At 64.0% G+C, this 19,685-nt stretch carries 20 protein-coding genes; 11 read left to right on the forward strand and 9 right to left on the reverse strand.

What is annotated here, in order from left to right; genetic code table 11:
• Nucleotides 1-279, reverse strand: a 279-nt coding sequence (locus tag EPN59_RS16745; protein ID WP_293046422.1) for an acetyl-coenzyme A synthetase N-terminal domain-containing protein, incomplete at its 3' end; no start/stop codon positions are given.
• 347 nt (nt 280-626) lie between these two features.
• Between EPN59_RS16745 and EPN59_RS16750 the strand changes: the two genes are divergently transcribed.
• From EPN59_RS16750 to EPN59_RS16775, 6 genes are all read left to right on the forward strand, one after another.
• Complete coding sequence (locus EPN59_RS16750; protein WP_293035275.1) at nt 627-1,529, forward strand: DMT family transporter; 903 nt, start codon at nt 627-629, stop codon at nt 1,527-1,529.
• Between the two features lie 178 nt (nt 1,530-1,707).
• The gene (locus tag EPN59_RS16755) at nt 1,708-2,310 is read left to right on the forward strand and encodes a TIGR00645 family protein (protein ID WP_293046424.1); all 603 of its coding nucleotides are present in this window, start codon (nt 1,708-1,710) and stop codon (nt 2,308-2,310) included.
• Between the two features lie 58 nt (nt 2,311-2,368).
• Nucleotides 2,369-3,892, forward strand: a complete 1,524-nt coding sequence (locus EPN59_RS16760) for a fumarate hydratase (RefSeq protein ID WP_293036339.1) — start codon at nt 2,369-2,371, stop codon at nt 3,890-3,892.
• A gap of 258 nt (nt 3,893-4,150) precedes the next feature.
• Complete coding sequence (gene bfr / locus EPN59_RS16765) at nt 4,151-4,630, forward strand: bacterioferritin (protein WP_293036342.1); 480 nt, start codon at nt 4,151-4,153, stop codon at nt 4,628-4,630.
• Between the two features lie 74 nt (nt 4,631-4,704).
• Nucleotides 4,705-5,559 carry a glutamate racemase gene (gene murI / locus EPN59_RS16770; RefSeq protein ID WP_293036345.1) on the forward strand — a complete coding sequence of 285 codons (855 nt, stop codon included), beginning with the start codon at nt 4,705-4,707 and terminating at the stop codon, nt 5,557-5,559.
• 219 nt (nt 5,560-5,778) lie between these two features.
• Entirely contained in the window at nt 5,779-6,036 is a 258-nt protein-coding gene (locus EPN59_RS16775; RefSeq protein WP_293036348.1) for a (2Fe-2S)-binding protein, read from the forward strand.
• Between the two features lie 721 nt (nt 6,037-6,757).
• Here the strand turns inward: EPN59_RS16775 and EPN59_RS16780 are convergent.
• Nucleotides 6,758-7,741 carry a LysR family transcriptional regulator gene (locus EPN59_RS16780; protein WP_293036350.1) on the reverse strand — a complete coding sequence of 328 codons (984 nt, stop codon included), beginning with the start codon at nt 7,739-7,741 and terminating at the stop codon, nt 6,758-6,760.
• Nucleotides 7,742-7,863: 122 nt separating this feature from the next.
• Between EPN59_RS16780 and EPN59_RS16785 the strand changes: the two genes are divergently transcribed.
• The 4 genes from EPN59_RS16785 (at nt 7,864) to EPN59_RS16800 (ending at nt 10,264) form a co-directional block, all read left to right on the forward strand.
• Nucleotides 7,864-8,745, forward strand: coding sequence for a pirin family protein (locus EPN59_RS16785; protein WP_293036352.1), 882 nt, complete (start codon nt 7,864-7,866; stop codon nt 8,743-8,745).
• 133 nt (nt 8,746-8,878) lie between these two features.
• A complete protein-coding gene (locus EPN59_RS16790) occupies nt 8,879-9,277 on the forward strand; it encodes an OsmC family protein (protein ID WP_293036354.1) in 399 nt (132 codons plus the stop codon).
• Between the two features lie 37 nt (nt 9,278-9,314).
• Entirely contained in the window at nt 9,315-9,800 is a 486-nt protein-coding gene (locus EPN59_RS16795; RefSeq protein WP_293036356.1) for an SRPBCC family protein, read from the forward strand.
• A 179-nt stretch (nt 9,801-9,979) separates the two neighbouring features.
• Entirely contained in the window at nt 9,980-10,264 is a 285-nt protein-coding gene (locus EPN59_RS16800; protein ID WP_293041772.1) for a hemin uptake protein HemP, read from the forward strand.
• A gap of 231 nt (nt 10,265-10,495) precedes the next feature.
• Here the strand turns inward: EPN59_RS16800 and EPN59_RS16805 are convergent, their stop codons facing one another.
• From EPN59_RS16805 to uvrB, 6 genes are all read right to left on the reverse strand, one after another.
• A complete protein-coding gene (locus EPN59_RS16805) occupies nt 10,496-10,903 on the reverse strand; it encodes a heme-binding protein (protein ID WP_293041754.1) in 408 nt (135 codons plus the stop codon).
• Nucleotides 10,904-10,931: 28 nt separating this feature from the next.
• Nucleotides 10,932-12,350 (reverse strand): 4Fe-4S binding protein, encoded by a 1,419-nt coding sequence (locus EPN59_RS16810; RefSeq protein ID WP_293046427.1) that lies wholly within the window; start codon nt 12,348-12,350, stop codon nt 10,932-10,934.
• Nucleotides 12,347-13,192 (reverse strand): FTR1 family protein, encoded by an 846-nt coding sequence (locus EPN59_RS16815; protein ID WP_293041760.1) that lies wholly within the window; start codon nt 13,190-13,192, stop codon nt 12,347-12,349. The genes EPN59_RS16810 and EPN59_RS16815 overlap by 4 nt, the downstream gene beginning before the upstream one ends.
• 65 nt (nt 13,193-13,257) lie before the next feature.
• Complete coding sequence (locus EPN59_RS16820) at nt 13,258-13,602, reverse strand: cupredoxin domain-containing protein (protein WP_293041763.1); 345 nt, start codon at nt 13,600-13,602, stop codon at nt 13,258-13,260.
• Nucleotides 13,603-13,700: 98 nt separating this feature from the next.
• Entirely contained in the window at nt 13,701-14,249 is a 549-nt protein-coding gene (locus EPN59_RS16825) for an iron transporter (protein WP_293041766.1), read from the reverse strand.
• 397 nt (nt 14,250-14,646) lie between these two features.
• Nucleotides 14,647-16,728 (reverse strand): excinuclease ABC subunit UvrB, encoded by a 2,082-nt coding sequence (uvrB, locus tag EPN59_RS16830; protein ID WP_363928573.1) that lies wholly within the window; start codon nt 16,726-16,728, stop codon nt 14,647-14,649.
• Between the two features lie 325 nt (nt 16,729-17,053).
• Here uvrB and EPN59_RS16835 point away from each other — a divergent pair, with 325 nt between their 5' ends.
• Nucleotides 17,054-18,253, forward strand: coding sequence for an amino acid aminotransferase (locus tag EPN59_RS16835; protein ID WP_293034043.1), 1,200 nt, complete (start codon nt 17,054-17,056; stop codon nt 18,251-18,253).
• A gap of 155 nt (nt 18,254-18,408) precedes the next feature.
• Here EPN59_RS16835 and EPN59_RS16840 read toward each other — a convergent pair whose 3' ends face one another.
• On the reverse strand, nt 18,409-19,683 hold the full coding sequence (locus tag EPN59_RS16840; protein ID WP_293034042.1) for a patatin-like phospholipase family protein: 1,275 nt from the start codon (nt 19,681-19,683) through the stop codon (nt 18,409-18,411).
• Nucleotides 19,684-19,685 lie beyond the last annotated feature (2 nt).

Below are 19,685 nucleotides of genomic sequence, written 5' to 3' on the forward strand. Positions count from 1 at the left end.
TTCGACGTGACGGTCGAGGCTGTTGTACGAAGCGTTGAGCTCGCCATCCTCGAACCACGTGTAGAACGGCGCGTTCGATTCGTCGAGCACCTTCGAGAACGGCTTGTGCCAGCTCAGGGTTTCGCGTGCGAGACGCGCCCAGAAGCCCTCGTAATCGCGCTCGGCTTCCGCGCACAGTGCGTTGTAGGCATCCATGCCCGACACCGTCGCATTCGCCACCATTTGTGCCGATGGCGCAAAAACGCGGTGCTCTTGAAGAACCGATTCAATCGTTGTCATCGAGGACTCCTCCGTGAAATGAAACGTCAAACTTATGGGCACGCGCAGCAACTTTCGTGCGCGGGCCGTCTCCGAACGCCGCCTCGCCTTGCGAGCGGCTCTATTGTTGCTGGCACGCGTGTCGTCGCCTTGACATGTGCCCCTTCTGCAGACCGTTTTGCGCGGACCGCTGCGGCAGCGCAGCATGGCTGGACACGGCACGCGGCCCGCCGTGCGAGCGAACAAGGTTAAGCGCGGCAACTTACCCTCCACTTACGCGCCCACCTCTTCGAGGAAAAATCCTGCACGTGACGCACCGACAGGCCGGCACTTAGAATGCTAACCGACCTGTGCGCCCGGATTCCAGCTTGAATCGCTACTCTCTTTTCCTCGTCGCCGCGATGCTCCTCGTCGGCAGCAACGTCGGCATCGGCAAATCGATCGTTTCGTTCGTCCCCGTTCCGCTCTTTGCGCTGCTGCGTTTCGTCGTCGCCCTCGCGGTGCTCTGGCCGCTCCTGCGCGCAGCGAAGATGCGGCGCGTCAAGCGCGGCGAATGGATCAATCTCTTCCTTCAGGCACTCTTCGGTACATTCGGGTTTACGCTGCTTATGCTCGGCGGCGTGCATCGCACGAGCGCGGTTGCCGCGGGGGTCATCACGAGCACCATCCCCGCAATCGTCGCACTGTTCTCCTGGCTCTTCCTGCGCGAGCGGCCCGATTCACGTGCATTCGTGTCGATCGCGCTCGCCATCGCGGGCATCGCCGTCGTCAACTTCGCACATCCCGACAACCCCGTCGGCAGCGACAGCGCACCGCAATCGCTTGCCGGCAACCTGATGGTGCTCGGCGCCGTGTGCTGCGAATCGCTCTATGTGATTCTCTCGCGGCGTCTCACACAAACGCTCGAAGCCATCGATATCTGCGCGTACACACATCTTTTCGGCCTTCTGCTGATGCTGCCCGTGGGTCTGCCCGACGCACTGTCGTTCGATTATTCGAGCGTGCCGCCCGGCATCTGGGGGCTCTCGCTCTGGTATGCGCTCTCCGCGAGCGTGTTCTCGTTCTGGCTCTGGATGAAGGGAATCCGTCATGTGGCGGGCAGCGTCGCGGGGGTGTTCACCGCCGTGCTTCCCGTGGCGGCGGCGATCTACGGGATCGCGTTTCTCGGCGAGCGGCCCACGCCCGCCCACGGAATCGCGCTCGCCTGTGTGATCGGCGGCATCGCACTCGCGAGCCTCAAGACGAAGCGCGTGCCGCCCGTCTCGTCCTGAGGCGCGGCACGGCGCGGCATGCCGCGCCGCCCGTCCCGAGACGGCCCAGGCCGCCGACGCTGTACAATAGCGCGCCCGGTCCATGCGGCGCGCACCCGCCGGCGGCGCCCTGTTGCGTTGCTGTGTGATGCGTGCGCGGCGCGGCGGCCCCGCCCGTAATTCGCCATCGTCACTGCCCATGTCCGCTGCACATCCACGACCGCCTCACGCGGGTCAAGCTCCGCGCCGCCCGCACCTCCTGCCGCGCGTCATCTTCATGAGCCGCTGGCTCCAGGTGCCGCTCTATCTCGGCCTCATCGTCGCGCAGATTGTCTACGGCGTGCTGTTCCTGAAGGAAGTCTGGCACCTCGTCAGCCATGCGACATCGCTCGACGAAACGAGCATCATGCTCGCCGTGCTCGGCCTGATCGACGTCGTGATGATCTCGAATCTGCTCATCATGGTGATCGTCGGCGGCTATGAGACGTTCGTCTCGCGCATGGGCCTCGAAGGGCACCCCGACGAGCCCGAATGGCTCGATCACGTGAATGCCGGCGTGCTCAAAGTGAAGCTCGCCATGGCGCTCATCAGCATTTCATCGATTCATCTGCTGAAGACCTTCATCAATCCGGATGCGGTTTCCGCGCACACCGTGTTGTGGCAGGTGATCATTCATATCTCGTTCCTCGCATCCGCGCTGATCATGGCGTGGATCGACCGCCTCACCACGCACACGCATCCCCATCATTTCGAGGCACTGGCCGCGCGGCATCCGGCGCCGGAGACCGTCGCTGCCGAATGAAGCAGCACCCATAACACGCGATAACACGATTACTCCCCCGCACTCACTGAAGCCAGCCATGACCGTCATTAAACAGGAAGACCTGATCCAGAGCATCGCGGATTCGCTGCAGTACATCAGCTACTACCATCCGCAGGACTACATCGAAGCGCTCGGCCGCGCGTACGAGCTCGAACAGAGCCCCGCCGCGAAGGACGCCATCGCGCAGATCCTCACGAACAGCCGCATGTGCGCCGAAGGCCACCGCCCGATTTGCCAGGACACCGGCATCGTCACGATTTTCGTGAAGGTCGGCATGGACGTGCGCTGGGACGGCGCCACGATGAGCCTCACGGACATGATCAACGAAGGCGTGCGCCGCGGTTATACGCACCCGGACAACGTGCTGCGCGCGTCGATCGTGAACCCGCCCGAAGGCGCCCGCAAGAACACGACCGACAACACCCCGGCCGTGATCCACTACGAGATCGTGCCGGGCGACAAGGTCGACGTGCAGGTCGCAGCCAAGGGCGGCGGCTCGGAGAACAAGTCGAAGTTCGTGATGCTGAACCCGTCGGATTCGATCGTCGACTGGGTACTCAAGACCGTGCCGATGATGGGCGCGGGCTGGTGCCCGCCGGGCATGCTCGGCATCGGCATCGGCGGCACCGCTGAAAAGGCGATGCTGATGGCGAAGGAATCGCTGATGGAGCCGGTCGACATTCAGGACATCATCGCGCGCGGCCCGAAGGACTGGATCGAAGAACTGCGCGTTGAACTGCACGAGAAGGTGAATGCACTCGGCATCGGCGCACAGGGTCTGGGCGGCCTCGCCACCGTGCTCGACGTCAAGATCATGGCTGCGCCCACGCACGCGGCGTCGAAGCCCGTCGCGATGATCCCGAACTGCGCGGCGACGCGCCACGCACACTTCGTGCTCGACGGCTCGGGCCCGGCGAAGCTCGAAGCGCCCTCGCTCGACGCCTGGCCGAAGGTCAACTGGACGCCGAACACCGAAACCAGCAAGCGCATCGACCTCAACACGCTCACGCCGGAAGAAGTCGCTTCGTGGAAGCCGGGCCAGACGCTGCTGCTCTCGGGCAAGATGCTCACGGGCCGCGACGCCGCGCACAAGCGCATCGCCGACATGCTCGCGAAGGGCGAGAAGCTGCCCGTCGACTTCACGAACCGCGTGATCTACTACGTCGGCCCGGTCGATCCGGTGCGCGACGAAGTGGTCGGCCCGGCCGGTCCCACGACCGCCACGCGCATGGACAAGTTCACCGAGATGATGCTCGCGCAGACGGGCCTCATCTCGATGGTCGGCAAGGCCGAGCGCGGTCCGGTCGCCATCGAGGCGATCAAGAACCACAAGGCCGCGTACCTGATGGCCGTGGGCGGCGCGGCCTACCTCGTGTCGAAGGCGATCCGCGGTGCGAAGGTGCTCGCGTTCGGGGATCTCGGCATGGAAGCCATCTATGAGTTCGACGTTCAGGACATGCCGGTGACGGTTGCCGTCGATTCGTCGGGCACCTCGGTCCACCAGACCGGCCCGAAGGAATGGCAGGCGAAGATCGGCAAAATTCCGGTCGCAGAGGTTTGATGCGCGCGGTAAGCGCATGAATCGCGTGATTCGCATGATTCGGATCGGCTTGCGCCGCACCGATGAGAAAAGCCGGGGCCGGTCGTGAACCGTGCCCCGGTTTTTTTTCTGCGGTAACGCGAGCCGCTTCGAGACTGATTCTCACCTGATGCTCATGCGCCGCGCGGCGGGAATGCGCTCCGGATTTCGTCTTGGCATTTGCCCGTGCAGCGTTTATTGTTCATGACCAGAGTCCGGCCACCAAGGAAGGAAAACATCATGCAAGGCGACAAGAAGGTCATCGAATACCTGAATGCGCAGCTCAAGAACGAGCTGACCGCCATCAATCAGTACTTCCTGCACGCCCGCATGTACAAACACTGGGGGCTCGACAAGCTCGGCAAGCACGAATACGACGAATCGATCGGCGAAATGAAGCACGCCGACATGATCATCGAGCGCGTGTTCGTGCTCGACGGCCTGCCGAACCTGCAGGATCTGCACAAGCTTCTGATCGGCGAGGAAACCCGCGAAATCCTCGAATGCGATCTGAAACTCGAACAGATTTCCCAGGCCACCTGCAAGGAAGCGATCGTCTATTGCGAGTCCGTGCGCGACTTCGTCTCGCGCGAGATCTTCGTGACGATCCTCGACGACACCGAAGAGCACATCGACTGGCTCGAAACCCAGCTCGATCTCATCGACAAGGTCGGCATCCAGAACTACCAGCAGTCGGGCATGGGTTCGGTAGAATCCTGATCGCCGTCTTGCTGTCACGACGCATCCGCACATTTCGCGGATGCGTCACTACTTACTATCCTGCGCCGAACCTCTTGAACGTTTCGCCCCGCTCCAGCGCCCTGCCCGTCGGCATCTTCGATTCTGGCCTCGGCGGCCTGTCCGTGCTGCGCGCCGTGCAAAAGCTCCTGCCTGACGAACGGCTCGTGTATGTCGCCGATTCGCGCTACGCGCCCTACGGGCAGCGCGACGACGACTTTATCGCCGACCGCACGCTCGCCATCGGCCAATGGCTGATGGCGCAGGGCGCGAAAGCGCTCGTGGTGGCCTGCAACACGGCCACCGCTCAATCCATCGAATTCGTGCGCGAACGGCTGGACATTCCGCTGGTCGGCGTGGAGCCCGGCATCAAACCGGCCGCACTGCGCTCGAAAACGCGCGTGGCGGGCGTGCTCGCGACCCAGGTCACGCTGCGCAGCGCGCGCTTTCAGGCGCTCCTCGAACGCCATTGCGCCGACCTGCGCGTGATCTGCCAGCCCGGCCACGGGCTTGTCGAAGCGGTGGAGCGCTGCGACGTGGACTCTCCGGCACTCATCGCACTACTGCGCGGCTATCTCCAGCCGATGCTCGACGCAGGCGCCGATACGCTCGTGCTCGGCTGCACGCACTATCCGTTTCTCGATACGGCGATCCGTTCGATCGTCGGCGAGCAGATGACGCTCATCGACACGAGCGTCGCCATCGCAAGACAGCTCGAACGCGTGCTGACCCGGGACGGACTGCGTGCACCCGCGACCGGCGATGCGCCTGCGCCCGCGCGTTTTTGCTCGACGAACGACGGCACGCACCTGCACATGCTGGCAGCGGCGCTGCTCGGCATCGACGCGCAGGTGGAATCCGTGCGGATTCCATCGCGGCGCACGCTCGAGCTGGAAGCCAGCGCGGCCTGACTTCGCCATCTGTCGCTGCGGCACCTGGCTGCCGCGCGCCGCGCATCGCGCACACGCGGTCTTTTCCGCCCCCGTTTTGTCTGTCCCGCAACGGCTCGGCGAAATGGCAAAACCCTGCTAAGTACCCGGTTTTGTTACAAAAATTCCGTTAAAGAACTTGCTAGGCGCATCAAACAGAATGATAATAATTCGCATTACGGCCCTCTATCGTGCTCTATCATGATTGTCTGCGTGTGCAAGTCCGTCTCCGACCGAAAGATCCGCGCCTCCATCGCCGAAGGCATGGATTCATTCGACGACCTGCAGTTCGAACTCGGCGTTGCGACCTGCTGCGGCAAGTGCGAAGAAACCGTTCGTGAAGTGATGGCGCAAAGCGGCGCCTGCGGCAGCGGTTGCTGCGGCGGCGCTCAAAAGCGGCTTGCGTCCGCCGCGCCCGCAACTACCCTCGTTCCTGTCTACGAGCCCCAGGCCGCCTGAACATCGCGGCGCGCACAGCGCCGCTTCCGTACTGTCCGTACTATCCGTATCAACAGCCAGCCAGTTTCACGACCAGCCAGCGACCGCTCATCCTGCTCCAGGGAGGTCTCAATGGAATTGCTGATTGGATTCGTCACTACGCTCTGCATCTCGGTGTTGATCTTTCGCGAGTGACGGTACTTCGCACGTCGCCGCCCGCGCCGGGTCCGTGACACACCACGGCGACGCACCCATCTTCCGGCGACCAACGTAGTCAACTGGCAAACGCGATCGACGCAAGCCGATTCAATGTTCGTTATCCTGATCGTCATTAAGACGAGAACGCCAACGACGAGTAACTAGCGCATTCAAACCGTTCACGCACCATACAAAGTAAAAGGCCTCCATCGTCAGATGAAGGCCTTTTTTCGTGCGCACGCAGCGCATTCGGGCGGTCTCGACGCTCACCGTCGGCCAGTTCGCGTCAATACATGCGACATGCCGTGGGCAACACGGACAGCGCTTTCAGCCCTGAAGGCTCGCTATGATAGCGGCCATCAATTCCCGCTCAAGACCGGTCTTGGCGAGACGGAATTCAATATATTCCTCTCGCCTCGCGCATTCAAGACTTCGCCCATTGAAAGTAACGATTGCCGGCGACGCTTAAATGCAAAAAGACATGACGCGCTCTATTCAATGCATGCGGATACGCTGCGTTTATGCGCATCATTCGCCAGTGCGCTCAGGTGCGTGTCTCTCGATGACGTTGCACCAGCGGCGCAATGTCGCTGCGCAGCGGACACTCCTGCTGCAGGCTTTCATCGACGTCGAGCACTTCGACGAGGTAATCGACGAACGCGCGCACCGCGGGCACCATCCCCTGCCGCGAGAGAAACACCGCGTAAAGCTGAGGCGTCGGCAGCGTCCAGCCCGGCATGACCGGCGAGAGCTTGCCCGAGCGCAGCGCGGCGCCGTACATCATCTCGGGCAGCGCCGCGATGCCGAGGCCTGCGAGCGCGGCTTCGCGGATCGTGGTGAGATCGGCCGAGATGAGGCGCGGCTCGTGCTCGTGCGCGTGGCGCGTGCCGTCCGGCGCGATGAGCTGGAATACGTGGCGGCCATCGCCCGTAGGCGTATCGAGCGTTTCGAAACGTGCGAGATCGTCGGGCGTGAGCGGCGGCGCATTCTGTGCAAGCAGACTGGGCGCGCCCACGAGCATCTGCTCCGTGCGCCAGAGCGGACGCACCACGATGTTGGCATTCTGCGGCGGCTCGGAGCGCACGCGCAGGGCGACATCCACCGAGTCCTCGAACAGGTCGATCACGCGGTTCGTCACGCGCATCACGACCCGCACTTCCGGGAAGCGATGCATGAAATCGGGGATGATCTGCGAAAAAATGGTCTGCGAAAGCGTGACCGGCACGCTTACGCGCACGGTGCCGCGCGGCGACGAGCGTAACGACTGCACGACGTTGACGGCCGCCTGAGCCTCGGAGAGCATGGCGCGGCAATGCTGATAGAAAAGCTCGCCCGCTTCGGTAAGCGCGAGCTTGCGCGTGGAACGCTGCAGCAGGCGCACGCCGAGCAGCGATTCGAGTTCGCTCACGCGCCGCGACAGACGCGACTTCGAAATGCCAAGCGCGCGTTCAGCCGCCGAAAAACCGCCGTGCTCGACGACCTGCGAGAAATACATCAGGTCGTTCAGGTCATGTGAGTCGATCTTCATTTCATCGTTCCAGCGATGGGACAATCAATTGCGTAACGGCGGTCAAAAGGCCTAAAACGGCTACCTATAATACCCGTTTGTTTCACGTATCGAGCAACGCTCACTATTCGGAGATGATCCCCATGACGACGACCCGCACCATCGAACGCATCTTTCCCGCCGTTCGCACGACCGAGGGCGCGGGTTTCATCGTTCATCGGCCGTTCCCGACGCGAGCGCTGATGGACTTCGATCCGTTTCTGCTGCTCGACGAAATGGGCCCGGTCGACTACGCGCCCGGTGCCGCGAAGGGCGCGCCCGATCATCCGCACCGCGGCTTCGAGACGGTCACGTACATGCTCGAAGGGCGCTTCGCTCATAAGGATTCCGAGGGACATTCGGGCTCGCTCGGCCCCGGCGACGTGCAGTGGATGACCGCCGGCGCCGGTGTGATCCACAGCGAGATGCCCGACCCCGAATTTGCGCGAACCGGCGGCCGCATCCATGGCCTGCAATTGTGGGTGAACCTGCCTGCGCGCGACAAGATGATCGCGCCGCGCTACCAGGAACTGCCCACCGCAAGCATTCCGGTCGGCCGTTCGGCCGACGGCAAAGTCTCGGTGAAGGTGATCGCGGGCGAAGCGCTGGGCGTCAAGGCCGCAATCGAAACGCGCACGCCCATCCTCTATCAGCATTTCACGATCGCGCCGGGCGGCCGCGTCGAGCAGCCGGTGCCGACCGAGTGGCGCGTGTTCGCCTATGGCCTCTCGGGTACGGGATGCTACGGGCGCGACGGCGAGCACATCGAGGCCCAGCAGATGGTCGCGTTCGCGAATAACGGCGATTCGGTCGTGCTCGCCGCGCCGGACGATGCGGCCGAACCGCTGGAGGTGCTGCTGATCGGCGGCGTGCCGCTTCACGAACCGGTCGTGCGCTACGGCCCGTTCGTGATGAACACGGAACAGGAAATCCGCGAGGCCGTGCTCGACTACCAGTCCGGGCGCATGGGCCGCATCGCGCACTGACGCATAGCGTGCCGCGCGCGGCCAGCGAGAACTTTCCGCCGTTACTTTCGCTTTCCGTCACAATAGCGGTTTGAGGGACGCGCGCCGCACGTCCTTTCCCCTATCCGTTGCCCGTACCACCCGTGAGGAGTGCATGGCCGAACCCGCTGTCAACGCCCACATCGGCTCGACCGACTATCAGGTTCAATTCAACGACGGCACCCATACGTGGATCGCCGACGAACCCGCCTCGCTCGGCGGCGGCGACCGCGGCCCCTCGCCGTTCTCGCTGCTGCTCTCCAGCCTCGGCGCCTGCACGTCGATCACGCTCAAGATGTACGCGAAGCGCAAGGAATGGCCGCTCGAAGGCGTGCACGTCAACCTCACGATGGTGAACAGCGCCCTCGGCGCGACCATCGACCGCCAGATCAGGCTCGAAGGCGCGCTCACAGGCGAACAGCGCGAACGCCTCCTGCAGATCGCCAACGCCTGCCCGGTCCACAAGATCCTCACGCAGTCGGTGACGATCCGCTCGGGTCTGGTGGCCGTCTAGGCGGCGCGCACGGGAATCGTCACAGGAAGCCGCCGACTTGAATTTCGAACACCTCATCCAGATCAACGACCCGCTGAACCCGCTGGTCCCGCCGATGACACGCGATCAGCTGTGGGAGGGCCTCGTCCTGCGCGCCGAGCAGCCGCAGTTATTCGTGCTCGGCCTCGACAGCTGCACGATCCTCTCGCGCACGGAAAACACGCTGGAGCGCGAGCTGCACTACGGCCACGCGACCGTGCGCGACCGCGTGACGCTCACGCCCGGCCAGAGCGTGCGCTACGACATTCTCGCGACTGCGGCGTACGTCGGCGGTTCGCTCACGATGACGATCGAAGCACCCGACGAAGACCAGCTCTTCCTGCGCTTCGAGTACCGCACGACGCTGCCCACCGCCGACACCGAAGACGACCGGCAGACCTCGGAAATCGTGAAGTCCGCGTACCGGGAATCGGACATCGATACCGTCCGGCTGATCCGCCAGTTCGTGCTTGGGCCGGGCGAACCGGATGCGCTACAGCACTGAGCGGCATCGCGCGTAAACCACGCGGCGGGTGAAGTTCGGCGCGCGCTCGCGACGCCAGCTTCGCCTGCTTGCGCCATCGGCCACTATCACCACACGAATTCAATATTGACCCTTCACTTGCAAATGATAATGATTATCATTTATGATTGATCCATCGAATCGAGGAAGGCGTCACGTTCATGACCGGCTTCAATCACTCAGCCACGCTCACCTTGCGCCGCACGAGCGGCGCAGGCAGCAACTCAAGTGGCGCAGGCGGCCCAAGCAGCGGCCTAAGCGGTGGCCCAGGCAGCAGCCTACGCAGCACGGCGCAGAGCGCCGCTCAATCGCAACCCGCCGCATCGGCGCAACCGCTCGACAGCACGGCGCTGCTGCAAGGGCGCAGCCATGTGAGCATCGTGCATAACGGCGAGGCGTATCAACTGCGAGCCACGCGGCTCGGCAAGCTGATTCTCACCAAGTAGGACGTACCGTGTATTGTGGGGATCGCCTCCCATCGCGAGGCGTTGGGCAATAGCCAGTCAAGACGGCTTGCACGCGAATCCTGACCCCTTCGTGCAAACATGCTTTATGCGGGCCGTCTCAGCCAGCCACGCCATTTTTTCTCACCGTAGCAAGGACAAAGACAAGGCCGGTGCACGCGCGTCCCGCCGCGAACGCGCGCACCGGCTGCCTACCGCCGGCTGTCCACCGTCTTAAGCGATGCCGAGCGCCGCGATACCCGCGCGCGCCACGGCCGCATCCTGATCCGATTTCACGCCCGAAACGCCGATTGCGCCAATCACGTCGCCATCGACGACAATCGGCACGCCGCCCTCCAGCATGGCGGTGAGCGGCGCGCTGAGGAACGCCGTGCGGCCCTGGCGGATGACGTCCTCGTAGAGCTTGCTCTCGCGGCGGCCAAGCGCCGCCGTGCGGGCTTTCGATATCGCCATTTCAGCCGTGGCGGGCGCCGCGCCGTCGAGCCGGCGCAGCCACAGCAAATGCGCGCCCTCATCGACGACTGCAATCGTCACGGCCCATTGATTCGTGTGCGCGTGCGCGATGGCCGCGTCGGCCATCTTCACGATGTCTTCGTCAGTCAATACCGCCCTGGTTCGCATGGTTTGCTCCGATCGGTTGAACTGCCGATCAGTGCGCCCAGCCCCAGAACATAAGCCACCACGCACTGTCGACGACGGCAAGCGCAGCCACGAAGCCGATCAACGCCAGACCGCGCTGCCCGAGCCGCTGACTGTATCGGCCGCCGACGCGCCACGCAAGCCAGGCGCTCCACAGATTGGCAATGCCGAGAATGGCGATTCGCACACCCGATGCCCAGTCGAGCGCGAGGTGCTCCGCACGCAGCAGCGCGAGCGTCGTGGCCGACAGGCCGAGGAACACGCCCGCGCCCGCGAGCGGAATCAGGGCCTGCGCGAAGTGATGCAGACGGCGCATCTCGAAGCGCCCGAACACCCTGCTCACGCCCGCCAGAATGGCGAGCAGCGCAGTGCCGTACACGAGCGCCGTCGCGAGGATATAGCCGACGATCATCGCGCCGTCGAGCCACGAGAACACGTCGTTCTGCTCCGGATAGTGCGTGAGCAGGAACCACGGCGCATTCGTGGCGAGCGGCCAGGTGATGTCGCGGTCGATGAGCCAGCCGGCAATCGACTGCTTGGCGGCGACGAACCACGGCGAACCGGTCCAGTGGAACGCGCCGATGGCGATGCCAAGGAGACCGTACAGAATCAGCACCGTGTCCCAGCCTTTCGCGTGGCGGTCGCCGAGTTCGACCACCTCGTGCGTGGGCGAGCGCCACGTCAGTTCGATGGCGTCGCGGTGACCCGCGCAGCGGCCGCACATGTGGCACGCGGCGGCGCCCTTCATGTTGCGCAGCGGCAGAAGCGGCGCGCAGTTGACCGGAATCACGCGATGCCCGCCCTGCTCGCCGGCCTTGTACGAGCGGCGCCACGCATCTTCATCGACCTTGTAATGGAACGGCGCGAGACGCGCGAGCAGCGAGAACACGCCGTTGACCGGACACAGGTAGCGGCACCAGACGCGCTTTTCGCGGCCGTACAGATAGCCGATCACCATCGCGCCGAGCGTCGAGCCGCCCAGCACGAGCAGCACCGCTTTCGGATACTGGTAGACGCTCACGAGCTGGCCGTAGATGGTCGTGAGCCCGAACGCGACGAACGGCCAGCCGCCCCAGCGCATCCAGTGCGCAATGGCGCCGCCGCGGCCATGCTTGCTCGCAAACTCGGAGAGCGCGCCCTCCGGGCACAGCACGCCGCACCAGACGCGGCCGAGCAACACCATCGAAAGCAGCACGAACGGCCACCAGATGCCCCAGAAGACGAACTGCGCGGCGAGCGTGAGATTGTTCCAGAGATGCGCGGTGCTGCCGGGCAACGGCATGAGCGCCGGCACGAGAATGAGGAAGGCGTAAACGCCGACGACGACCCACTGCACGGTGCGGATCACCGCACCGTGCCGCCGCATCCAGAGCCCGACCTGTGCGAGCTTGCCGTGCCGGGCGGCCGGCTGCGAGGGAACACAACTCATGCTGCTTTCCTCGCACCGATAGCGGCCGCGCGGCCATTTGCGCGACGCACGAGGAGCCACACCACGGCCCAGTACGCAGCGTAGGCAATCAGGTTCATGAGCGCGGGATGTGCGCGATAACCCGTGAGCGTCGCGACGAGCGAGCCGAAGGTGCTCGAATCGTCGAGGATCATCGACGTGTTCCAGAGCCGATCGAGGATCGCAGGCAGGATCTCCTTGTCGATCAGCTTGTCGACGCCGGTCTGGAACAGGCCCGCGCCGAGGAACAGCAGCATGATCTCGGTGATGCGGAAGAAGTGGCGCCACGAGAACACCTTGCCGCCCAGTTGCAGCACGTAGAACGTGAGCAGGGCGAGGCCGAAGCCGATCGCCACCGCAAGGTACTGGCCCGCATCGACATGACCCGACTGGCCAAAGCCGAGCCCGTACAGGAAGATCACCGTCTCGCTGCCCTCGCGTGCAATCGCCAGCGCGACGAGCACCGTCACGCCCCACCAGTTCGCATCGCGCGCGCTCGCTTCGAGCGACTGCTCCATTTCGCGCTTGAGCGTGCGCCCGTGCCGCTTCATCCACAGCACCATCTGCACGATCAGCACGCAGGCAACGAGCACCATCGCCGTCTGGAAGTAATCCTGCCCATCGCCCGAGAGCACCTCGGTGAACCCGACCAGCGCCGCGCCGAGCCCAATCGCCGCGAGTATCCCGAGCCCCACGCCGCCCCATAGATACGGCAGGCCGCGCCGCGCGTCGGTATCGCCGTTTTTCAGCCACGCGTGAAGAATGCCGACGACGAGCAGCGCCTCGACGCTCTCCCGCCACACGATGAACATCACCTGACCCATTCAAGTCCTCCTGCCGCCAGTGCACACGCGGGCGGCGTCACATCGCTATGCCTGTTTCGCCACGATTACTTCGCGATGATCAGACCTTGGGCCTGATGATGAAAATCGTCGAAGAATTTGTACTCGCCCGGATCGAGCGGCGCGATCACGACAAACGAGTCCGCGCCCGGCGCCAGCACGGTTTCCTTGCGCAACTGGACGCTCTCGAACTCGGCCGCGCTCTTACCGGTGTTGTGCACTTCGATCTTGATGCGCTGGCCCGCGGGCACTTCGATGCGCGCGGGATTCAGCTTGCCGTCGGTCATTTCCAGTCGGAACGTCGGCAGATCCGCGGCATGCACGACGCCGGCGAGCGGCGCGAGAAGCGCCGCGCCGAGCGCGAGCGCCGCCAACTTTCTGATTCCAGTCATTGTTCTTCCCTGCTCTGTTCTGTTCTGCGTTTTCGGGCCGCGCCGCCGCGACAGCAAGCCACGCCGCCCGTCCTGTTGGCTCACGCCGACGGCCTGGCTTAGTAACCGCCCTTCTTGCCGATCCCCGCGAACGGGAAGTCGTATTCGAGCGTGACGGGCTTGAACCACGGGCCCACGCCGGTTTCCTTGTCGACGTGACGGCCGAACGCCATGTTGCCCATCTGCATCGGCGCCTCGACGGTCATCTTCAGGTGATATTTGCCCGGGCCCGCGAGCTTGACGTTGTCGCCGTAATGCGGACCGTCGTTCGCCACCATCGGCATCAGGTCGCCCTTTTGCACGTAGTTCGAACCGGACTTCGTCAGTACGTAGTGGACCTGCAGGTACGGCATCCAGTCGCCCTCGGCAAAACCGGTCGGGTTGTTCTTGACGGCGTGGATATCGGTTTCGAGGTGGATATCGGAATCCGCAGCCTTGCGCATCATGCCTTCCGGTTCCATCGTGATCGGCTGCAGATACACCGCGCCGATTTCCATGCCGCCCAGAATCTGCTGCTTGCCGATCGGATATTCGGCCGCATTGGCGCCGCAGGCAGCCGCTGCAGCGGCGATCAGCGCGGTGGCGCGCAAGAATGAGTGGATCCGCATCGAAACTCCTGGTTTTCTTCTGAGTGAAAGTACAAAGTGACTGACGCAACATTGATATGAATGTTAATGCGAACCATTCTCAACAAGAATGTCAGTGTAGCACCTACAATCGACTACACCAAAGGAAAAATCGCGGAAGGCCTGATGACATAAGGGTCTTGCGCAGCAAGACCCGGGCGGAAACTTACAAGATTGAAGGGTGGTGACCGGCGTCCCGGTTCAGGGGCGCGATGCCGACCGGCGGGCTGACCGGCGGGCTGACCGGTGGACTGACCGGTGGACTGACCGGTGGACTGACCGGCGGACTGAGATGCGGGCTGACAGGAGAGCCGACCCGCGGTCGAGCGAGGATGCGCCGCGCACGTGCGCGGCGCCGCTCAGGCATGGCGAGGCACGCTCAGGCAGGATGATCGCCGACGTTCGCACCGAACACGCGCCGACGCAAAAGTGCGAGCTGGTCGCGCGTCTGCGCGGCCTTTTCGAATTCGAGGTTCTTCGCGTAGTCCATCATCTGCTTTTCGAGCTTCTTGATTTCCTTCGCGATCTGCTTCTCCGACATGTCCTCGAACTTCGCGCGCTCCTGCTCCTCGCGCAGTTCGGCGCGCGCCTCGTCGACGTTGTAGACGCCGTCGATGATGTCCTTGATGCGCTTGACCACACCGCGCGGCACGATGCCGTGCTCCGCATTGAACGCCATCTGCTTTGCGCGGCGCCGTTCCGTTTCGTCGATCGCGCGGCGCATAGAGTCGGTAATGCGGTCGCCGTAGAGAATCGCCTTGCCGTTCACGTTGCGCGCCGCGCGGCCGATCGTCTGGATCAGCGAGCGCTCCGCACGCAGGAAGCCTTCCTTGTCGGCGTCGAGGATCGCCACGAGCGACACCTCGGGAATATCGAGACCTTCGCGCAGCAGGTTGATCCCGACGAGTACGTCGAACGTGCCAAGCCGCAGATCGCGGATGATCTCCACGCGCTCGACCGTGTCGATATCGCTATGCAGGTAGCGCACCTTCACGCCGTGGTCGGAGAGGAATTCGGTGAGCTGCTCGGCCATGCGCTTCGTGAGCGTCGTGACGAGCACGCGCTCGCCCACGGCAACACGCTCGTTGATCTCGCCGAGCACGTCGTCGACCTGGGTCGACGCAGGCCGCACTTCGATCATCGGATCGACCAGGCCCGTGGGCCGCACGACCTGTTCGGCCACCTGCCCCGTGACCTTCTTCTCGTAATCGGCAGGCGTCGCCGACACGAAAACCACCTGGCGCATCTTGCGCTCGAATTCGCCGAACTTGAGCGGCCGGTTATCGAGCGCCGAAGGCAGCCGGAAGCCGTAATCGACGAGGTTTTCCTTGCGCGCGCGGTCGCCGTTGTACATGCCGTTCAACTGGCCGATCAGGACGTGCGATTCATCGAGGAACATCATTGCGTCGCCCGGCAGGTAATCGACGAGCGTCGGCGGCGGCTCGCCCGGCGCCGCGCCCGAGAAGTGCCGCGAGTAGTTCTCGATGCCCTTGCAGAAGCCGAGTTCCTGAAGCATTTCGAGGTCGAAGCGCGTGCGCTGTTCGAGCCGCTGGGCCTCCACGAGCTTGCCTTCGGTATGGAAGAATTCGAGCCGGTCGCGCAGTTCGGTCTTGATGGTCTCGACGGCGCGCAGCACGGTCTCGCGCGGCGTCACGTAGTGCGACGACGGATACACGGTGAAGCGCGGTATTTTCTGGCGCACGCGGCCCGTGAGCGGATCGAAGAGTTGCAGCGTTTCGAGCTCGTCGTCGAACAACTCGACGCGCACGGCCATTTCGGCGTGTTCGGCCGGGAAGATGTCGATGGTGTCGCCGCGCACGCGGAACGTGCCGCGCTGGAAATCCTGCTCGTTGCGCGTGTATTGCATCGCGATCAGCCGCGCGATGATCTCGCGCTGGCCAAGCTTGTCGCCATGGCGCAGCGTGAGAATCATCTGGTGATACTCGGACGGATTGCCGATACCGTAGATCGCCGACACGGTCGCCACGATCACGACATCGCGCCGCTCCATCAGGCTCTTCGTCGCGGACAGGCGCATCTGCTCGATGTGCTCGTTGATCGACGAATCTTTTTCGATGAAGAGGTCGCGCTGCGGAACATACGCTTCCGGCTGGTAGTAGTCGTAGTACGAGACGAAATACTCGACCGCGTTGCGCGGAAAGAACTCACGGAACTCCGAGTAGAGCTGCGCGGCGAGCGTCTTGTTCGGCGCGAATACGATGGCCGGACGGCCGAGGCGCGCGATCGTGTTCGCCATCGTGAAGGTCTTGCCCGAGCCCGTCACGCCGAGCAGCGTCTGGAACGCGAGGCCGTCGCCGACGCCTTCGACGAGCGTCTCGATGGCCGTGGGCTGGTCGCCCGCCGGCGCGTACGGCTGATAGAGCTGGAACGGCGAACCGTCGTACTGGACGAACTTCGATTCGTCGAACACGGGCGCGTCGGCAACGGTCTGGTCGGACATGGGGGGCGACATCCTCTGCCTGGGGCAAAGGACCATTCTAGCGTTTTGCCGACGTCCGGGCCGGGGGTGGAATCGGGCGCGGGGACGGTGGAAGCACGGAATTGCGCACGAGCGTGCTGACGAAACGCGCCCCAAAACATGGCCGAAGCGTATCCAAAAGCCACGCAAAGCAAAGGTCGCGGGCGAAAACAGGCCACAGATTCGCTACAATAGCGCCTTGCGTGGCCAGCCGGCTGCGCCGTCCGTGCGCTCTCACGCGCGGCGGCGAAAGAGCCAAGCGCAAGCGGCCACCCATGTGTCCATCCCTGACTATTGCCGAACCATCATGTCCCTCTTTTCCGCTGTCGAACTTGCCCCTCGCGACCCGATCCTCGGTCTGAACGAAGCCTATAACGCCGATGCGCGCACCACCAAGGTGAACCTCGGCGTGGGCGTGTACACCAACGAGGAAGGCAAGATTCCGCTGCTGCGCGCGGTGCGCGAAGCGGAAAAGGCCCGTGTCGAAGCAGGACTGCCGCGCGGCTATCTGCCGATCGAGGGTCTGGCGGCTTACAACACCGCCGTGCAAAAGCTGCTGCTCGGCAACGATTCGCCGCTGATCGCAGCGGGCCGCGTCGTGACGGCGCAGGCGCTGGGCGGCACGGGCGCGCTGAAGATCGGCGCCGACCTCCTCAAGCGCGTGAACCCGAACGCGAAGGTCGCGATCAGCGACCCGAGCTGGGAAAACCACCGCGCCATTTTCGAAAGCGCAGGCTTCGAAGTCGTCGCGTACCCGTACTACGACGCGCAGACCAACGGCGTGAACTTCGAAGGCATGCTGGCCGCGCTGAACAGCTACGCGGCGGGCACGATCATCGTGCTGCACGCATGCTGCCACAACCCGACCGGCGTGGACCTCACCGTCGACCAGTGGAAGCAGATCGTCGAAGTCGTGAAGGCGCGCGAACTCGTACCGTTCCTCGACATCGCCTATCAGGGCTTCGGTGACGGCATCGAGGCAGACGGCGCAGCCGTGCGCCTGTTCGCCGCTTCGGAACTGAACGTGTTCGTTTCGTCGTCGTTCTCGAAGTCGTTCTCGCTGTACGGCGAGCGCGTCGGCGCGCTGTCGATCATCACGAACAGCAAGGAAGAATCGACCCGCGTGCTCTCGCAGCTCAAGCGCGTGATCCGCACAAACTACTCGAACCCGCCGACGCACGGCGGCTCGGTGGTCGCCGCAGTGCTCGGCTCGCCGGAACTGCGCACGATGTGGGAAAACGAACTGGGCGAAATGCGCAACCGCATCCGCGCGATGCGCACCGGCCTCGTCGAGCGCCTGATGGCCGCCGGCGTGGATCGCGACTTCAACTTCATCAACGTGCAACGCGGCATGTTCTCGTACTCGGGCCTGACGGCAGCGCAAGTCGACCGTCTGCGCGAAGAGTTCGGCATCTACGCCGTGAGCACGGGCCGCATCTGCGTGGCCGCGCTGAACAACCGCAATCTCGACGTCGTTGCCAGCGCTGTCGCGCAAGTGCTCAAGTAAGCGCGTCTGAACGCGTGCCGCCTCGATGGGCGGCGCGCGCATTCGAGGCTGCATAAAAACGGCGCCCGTCTGCATGACGGGCGCCGTTTGCATTTGAAGCCCGGCTTCGAGAAGCGGCGCTACAACGGGCGGCGACAGGGCCGGTCCGAACGTCCCTAGACGGCGCCCTCGCCCTCTCCCGGCTGCGGATGCGCGCGACCATCGCGATGAATGTCGTGCGTAACGAACCCGGCGTCGTTATCGGGCTTGTCGAGCCACCCCGGCTGCGCAAGCGACGCACGAATGTCCTGCAAGCCGCTATGCCAATGTTCGCGCATGGTCGAAGTGCCGAACTGATAGTCCTTGAAGTGACCCTCGTACTCCTTCTGCCGGTAGATCAGATGGACCACGTTGTACTTCTTCGAGCACGACAGTTCCTCCGCCAGCTCGACCCATGGATCCTGCTGATGCTCGGCCGCCACACGGTCGAGCACTTCGCGCAGCACATGGCGAAAGCGCTGCGAGCGCTGGAGCATGTCGGTCACGAGACGCGTGCGGCTCGAATACTGGATGTCCTTCATGCGCCCCTGGACATCGGTGATGCTATCGGGCACCGGGCCGCGCGCGCTCCATAAATCGACCTGGAAGGCGAGCGTATCGCGGCGCGGCGTGGTCTGGATCACCTCGTAGAGCGGCGTGTTCGAGACGAGGCCGCCGTCCCAGTAGTACTCGCCGTCGATCTCCACGGCCGGGAAGCCGGGCGGCAGCGCACCCGACGCGATGAAATGCTCGGGACGCAGCTTCATCGTGGTGTTGTCGAAGTAGACGAAGTTGCCATTGCGCACGTTGACCGCGCCCACCGAGACACGCGTCTCTTTCGAATTGATGCGATCGAAGTCGCACAACCGCTCGAGCGTGTCCTTGAGCGGGCGCGTGTCGTAATAACTCGCCCGCTCCGGATGGCCCGACGCGTGCGGCATGGGCGGCGGGAAACGCGGTACGAAGAAGCCCTTCTGTCCTTCGACGAGCGCGCTCGCCGCCTGCATGGCCGTAAACGTCTTGCGGATCGCGTCGCCCGAATTGAAGAGCGCATGTTCCACGAATGAAGGCAGTTGCACGCTATAAGCGGGCCGGCAGATCGTCTCCCAGAACTCGCGCAGCCGCGCGACGCGAAGCTCCGGCGGATTGCCCGCGATGATCGCCGTATTGAGCGCGCCGATCGAAATACCGGCGATCCAGTTCGGCGCGATGCCGGCCTCGGCGAGGCCCTCATAGACGCCAGCCTGATACGCGCCGAGCGCACCGCCGCCCTGCAGCGTGAGCGCGACGGTTTCCCACTGCGCAGACTCGCCGCCGCAATAGTGCGAACGCGGCCGCGGCGCGGCGCCGGTGTGCACGCCGGCCTCGTCCGCGACGGCGCTCTGCGGAGCCTGCTTTTTACGTTGCGCCATGG

Origin of the sequence: Paraburkholderia sp. (assembly GCF_004298475.1) — a bacterium.
GTDB lineage: Bacteria > Pseudomonadota > Gammaproteobacteria > Burkholderiales > Burkholderiaceae > Paraburkholderia > Paraburkholderia denitrificans.

Excerpts from the sequence above, each read along its gene's own strand:
- EPN59_RS16755 (WP_293046424.1), top strand. The coding sequence starts at position 1,708 with ATGTCCGCTGCACATCCACGACCGCCTCACGCGGGTCAAGCTCCGCGC.
- EPN59_RS16760 (WP_293036339.1), top strand. The coding sequence starts at position 2,369 with ATGACCGTCATTAAACAGGAAGACCTGATCCAGAGCATCGCGGATTCG.
- bfr (WP_293036342.1), top strand. The coding sequence starts at position 4,151 with ATGCAAGGCGACAAGAAGGTCATCGAATACCTGAATGCGCAGCTCAAG.
- EPN59_RS16775 (WP_293036348.1), top strand. The coding sequence starts at position 5,779 with ATGATTGTCTGCGTGTGCAAGTCCGTCTCCGACCGAAAGATCCGCGCC.
- EPN59_RS16780 (WP_293036350.1), bottom strand. The coding sequence starts at position 7,741 with ATGAAGATCGACTCACATGACCTGAACGACCTGATGTATTTCTCGCAG.
- EPN59_RS16785 (WP_293036352.1), top strand. The coding sequence starts at position 7,864 with ATGACGACGACCCGCACCATCGAACGCATCTTTCCCGCCGTTCGCACG.
- EPN59_RS16790 (WP_293036354.1), top strand. The coding sequence starts at position 8,879 with ATGGCCGAACCCGCTGTCAACGCCCACATCGGCTCGACCGACTATCAG.
- EPN59_RS16800 (WP_293041772.1), top strand. The coding sequence starts at position 9,980 with ATGACCGGCTTCAATCACTCAGCCACGCTCACCTTGCGCCGCACGAGC.
- EPN59_RS16805 (WP_293041754.1), bottom strand. The coding sequence starts at position 10,903 with ATGCGAACCAGGGCGGTATTGACTGACGAAGACATCGTGAAGATGGCC.
- EPN59_RS16810 (WP_293046427.1), bottom strand. The coding sequence starts at position 12,350 with ATGAGTTGTGTTCCCTCGCAGCCGGCCGCCCGGCACGGCAAGCTCGCA.
- EPN59_RS16815 (WP_293041760.1), bottom strand. The coding sequence starts at position 13,192 with ATGGGTCAGGTGATGTTCATCGTGTGGCGGGAGAGCGTCGAGGCGCTG.
- EPN59_RS16820 (WP_293041763.1), bottom strand. The coding sequence starts at position 13,602 with ATGACTGGAATCAGAAAGTTGGCGGCGCTCGCGCTCGGCGCGGCGCTT.
- EPN59_RS16825 (WP_293041766.1), bottom strand. The coding sequence starts at position 14,249 with ATGCGGATCCACTCATTCTTGCGCGCCACCGCGCTGATCGCCGCTGCA.
- uvrB (WP_363928573.1), bottom strand. The coding sequence starts at position 16,728 with ATGTCCGACCAGACCGTTGCCGACGCGCCCGTGTTCGACGAATCGAAG.
- EPN59_RS16835 (WP_293034043.1), top strand. The coding sequence starts at position 17,054 with ATGTCCCTCTTTTCCGCTGTCGAACTTGCCCCTCGCGACCCGATCCTC.
- EPN59_RS16840 (WP_293034042.1), bottom strand. The coding sequence starts at position 19,683 with ATGGCGCAACGTAAAAAGCAGGCTCCGCAGAGCGCCGTCGCGGACGAG.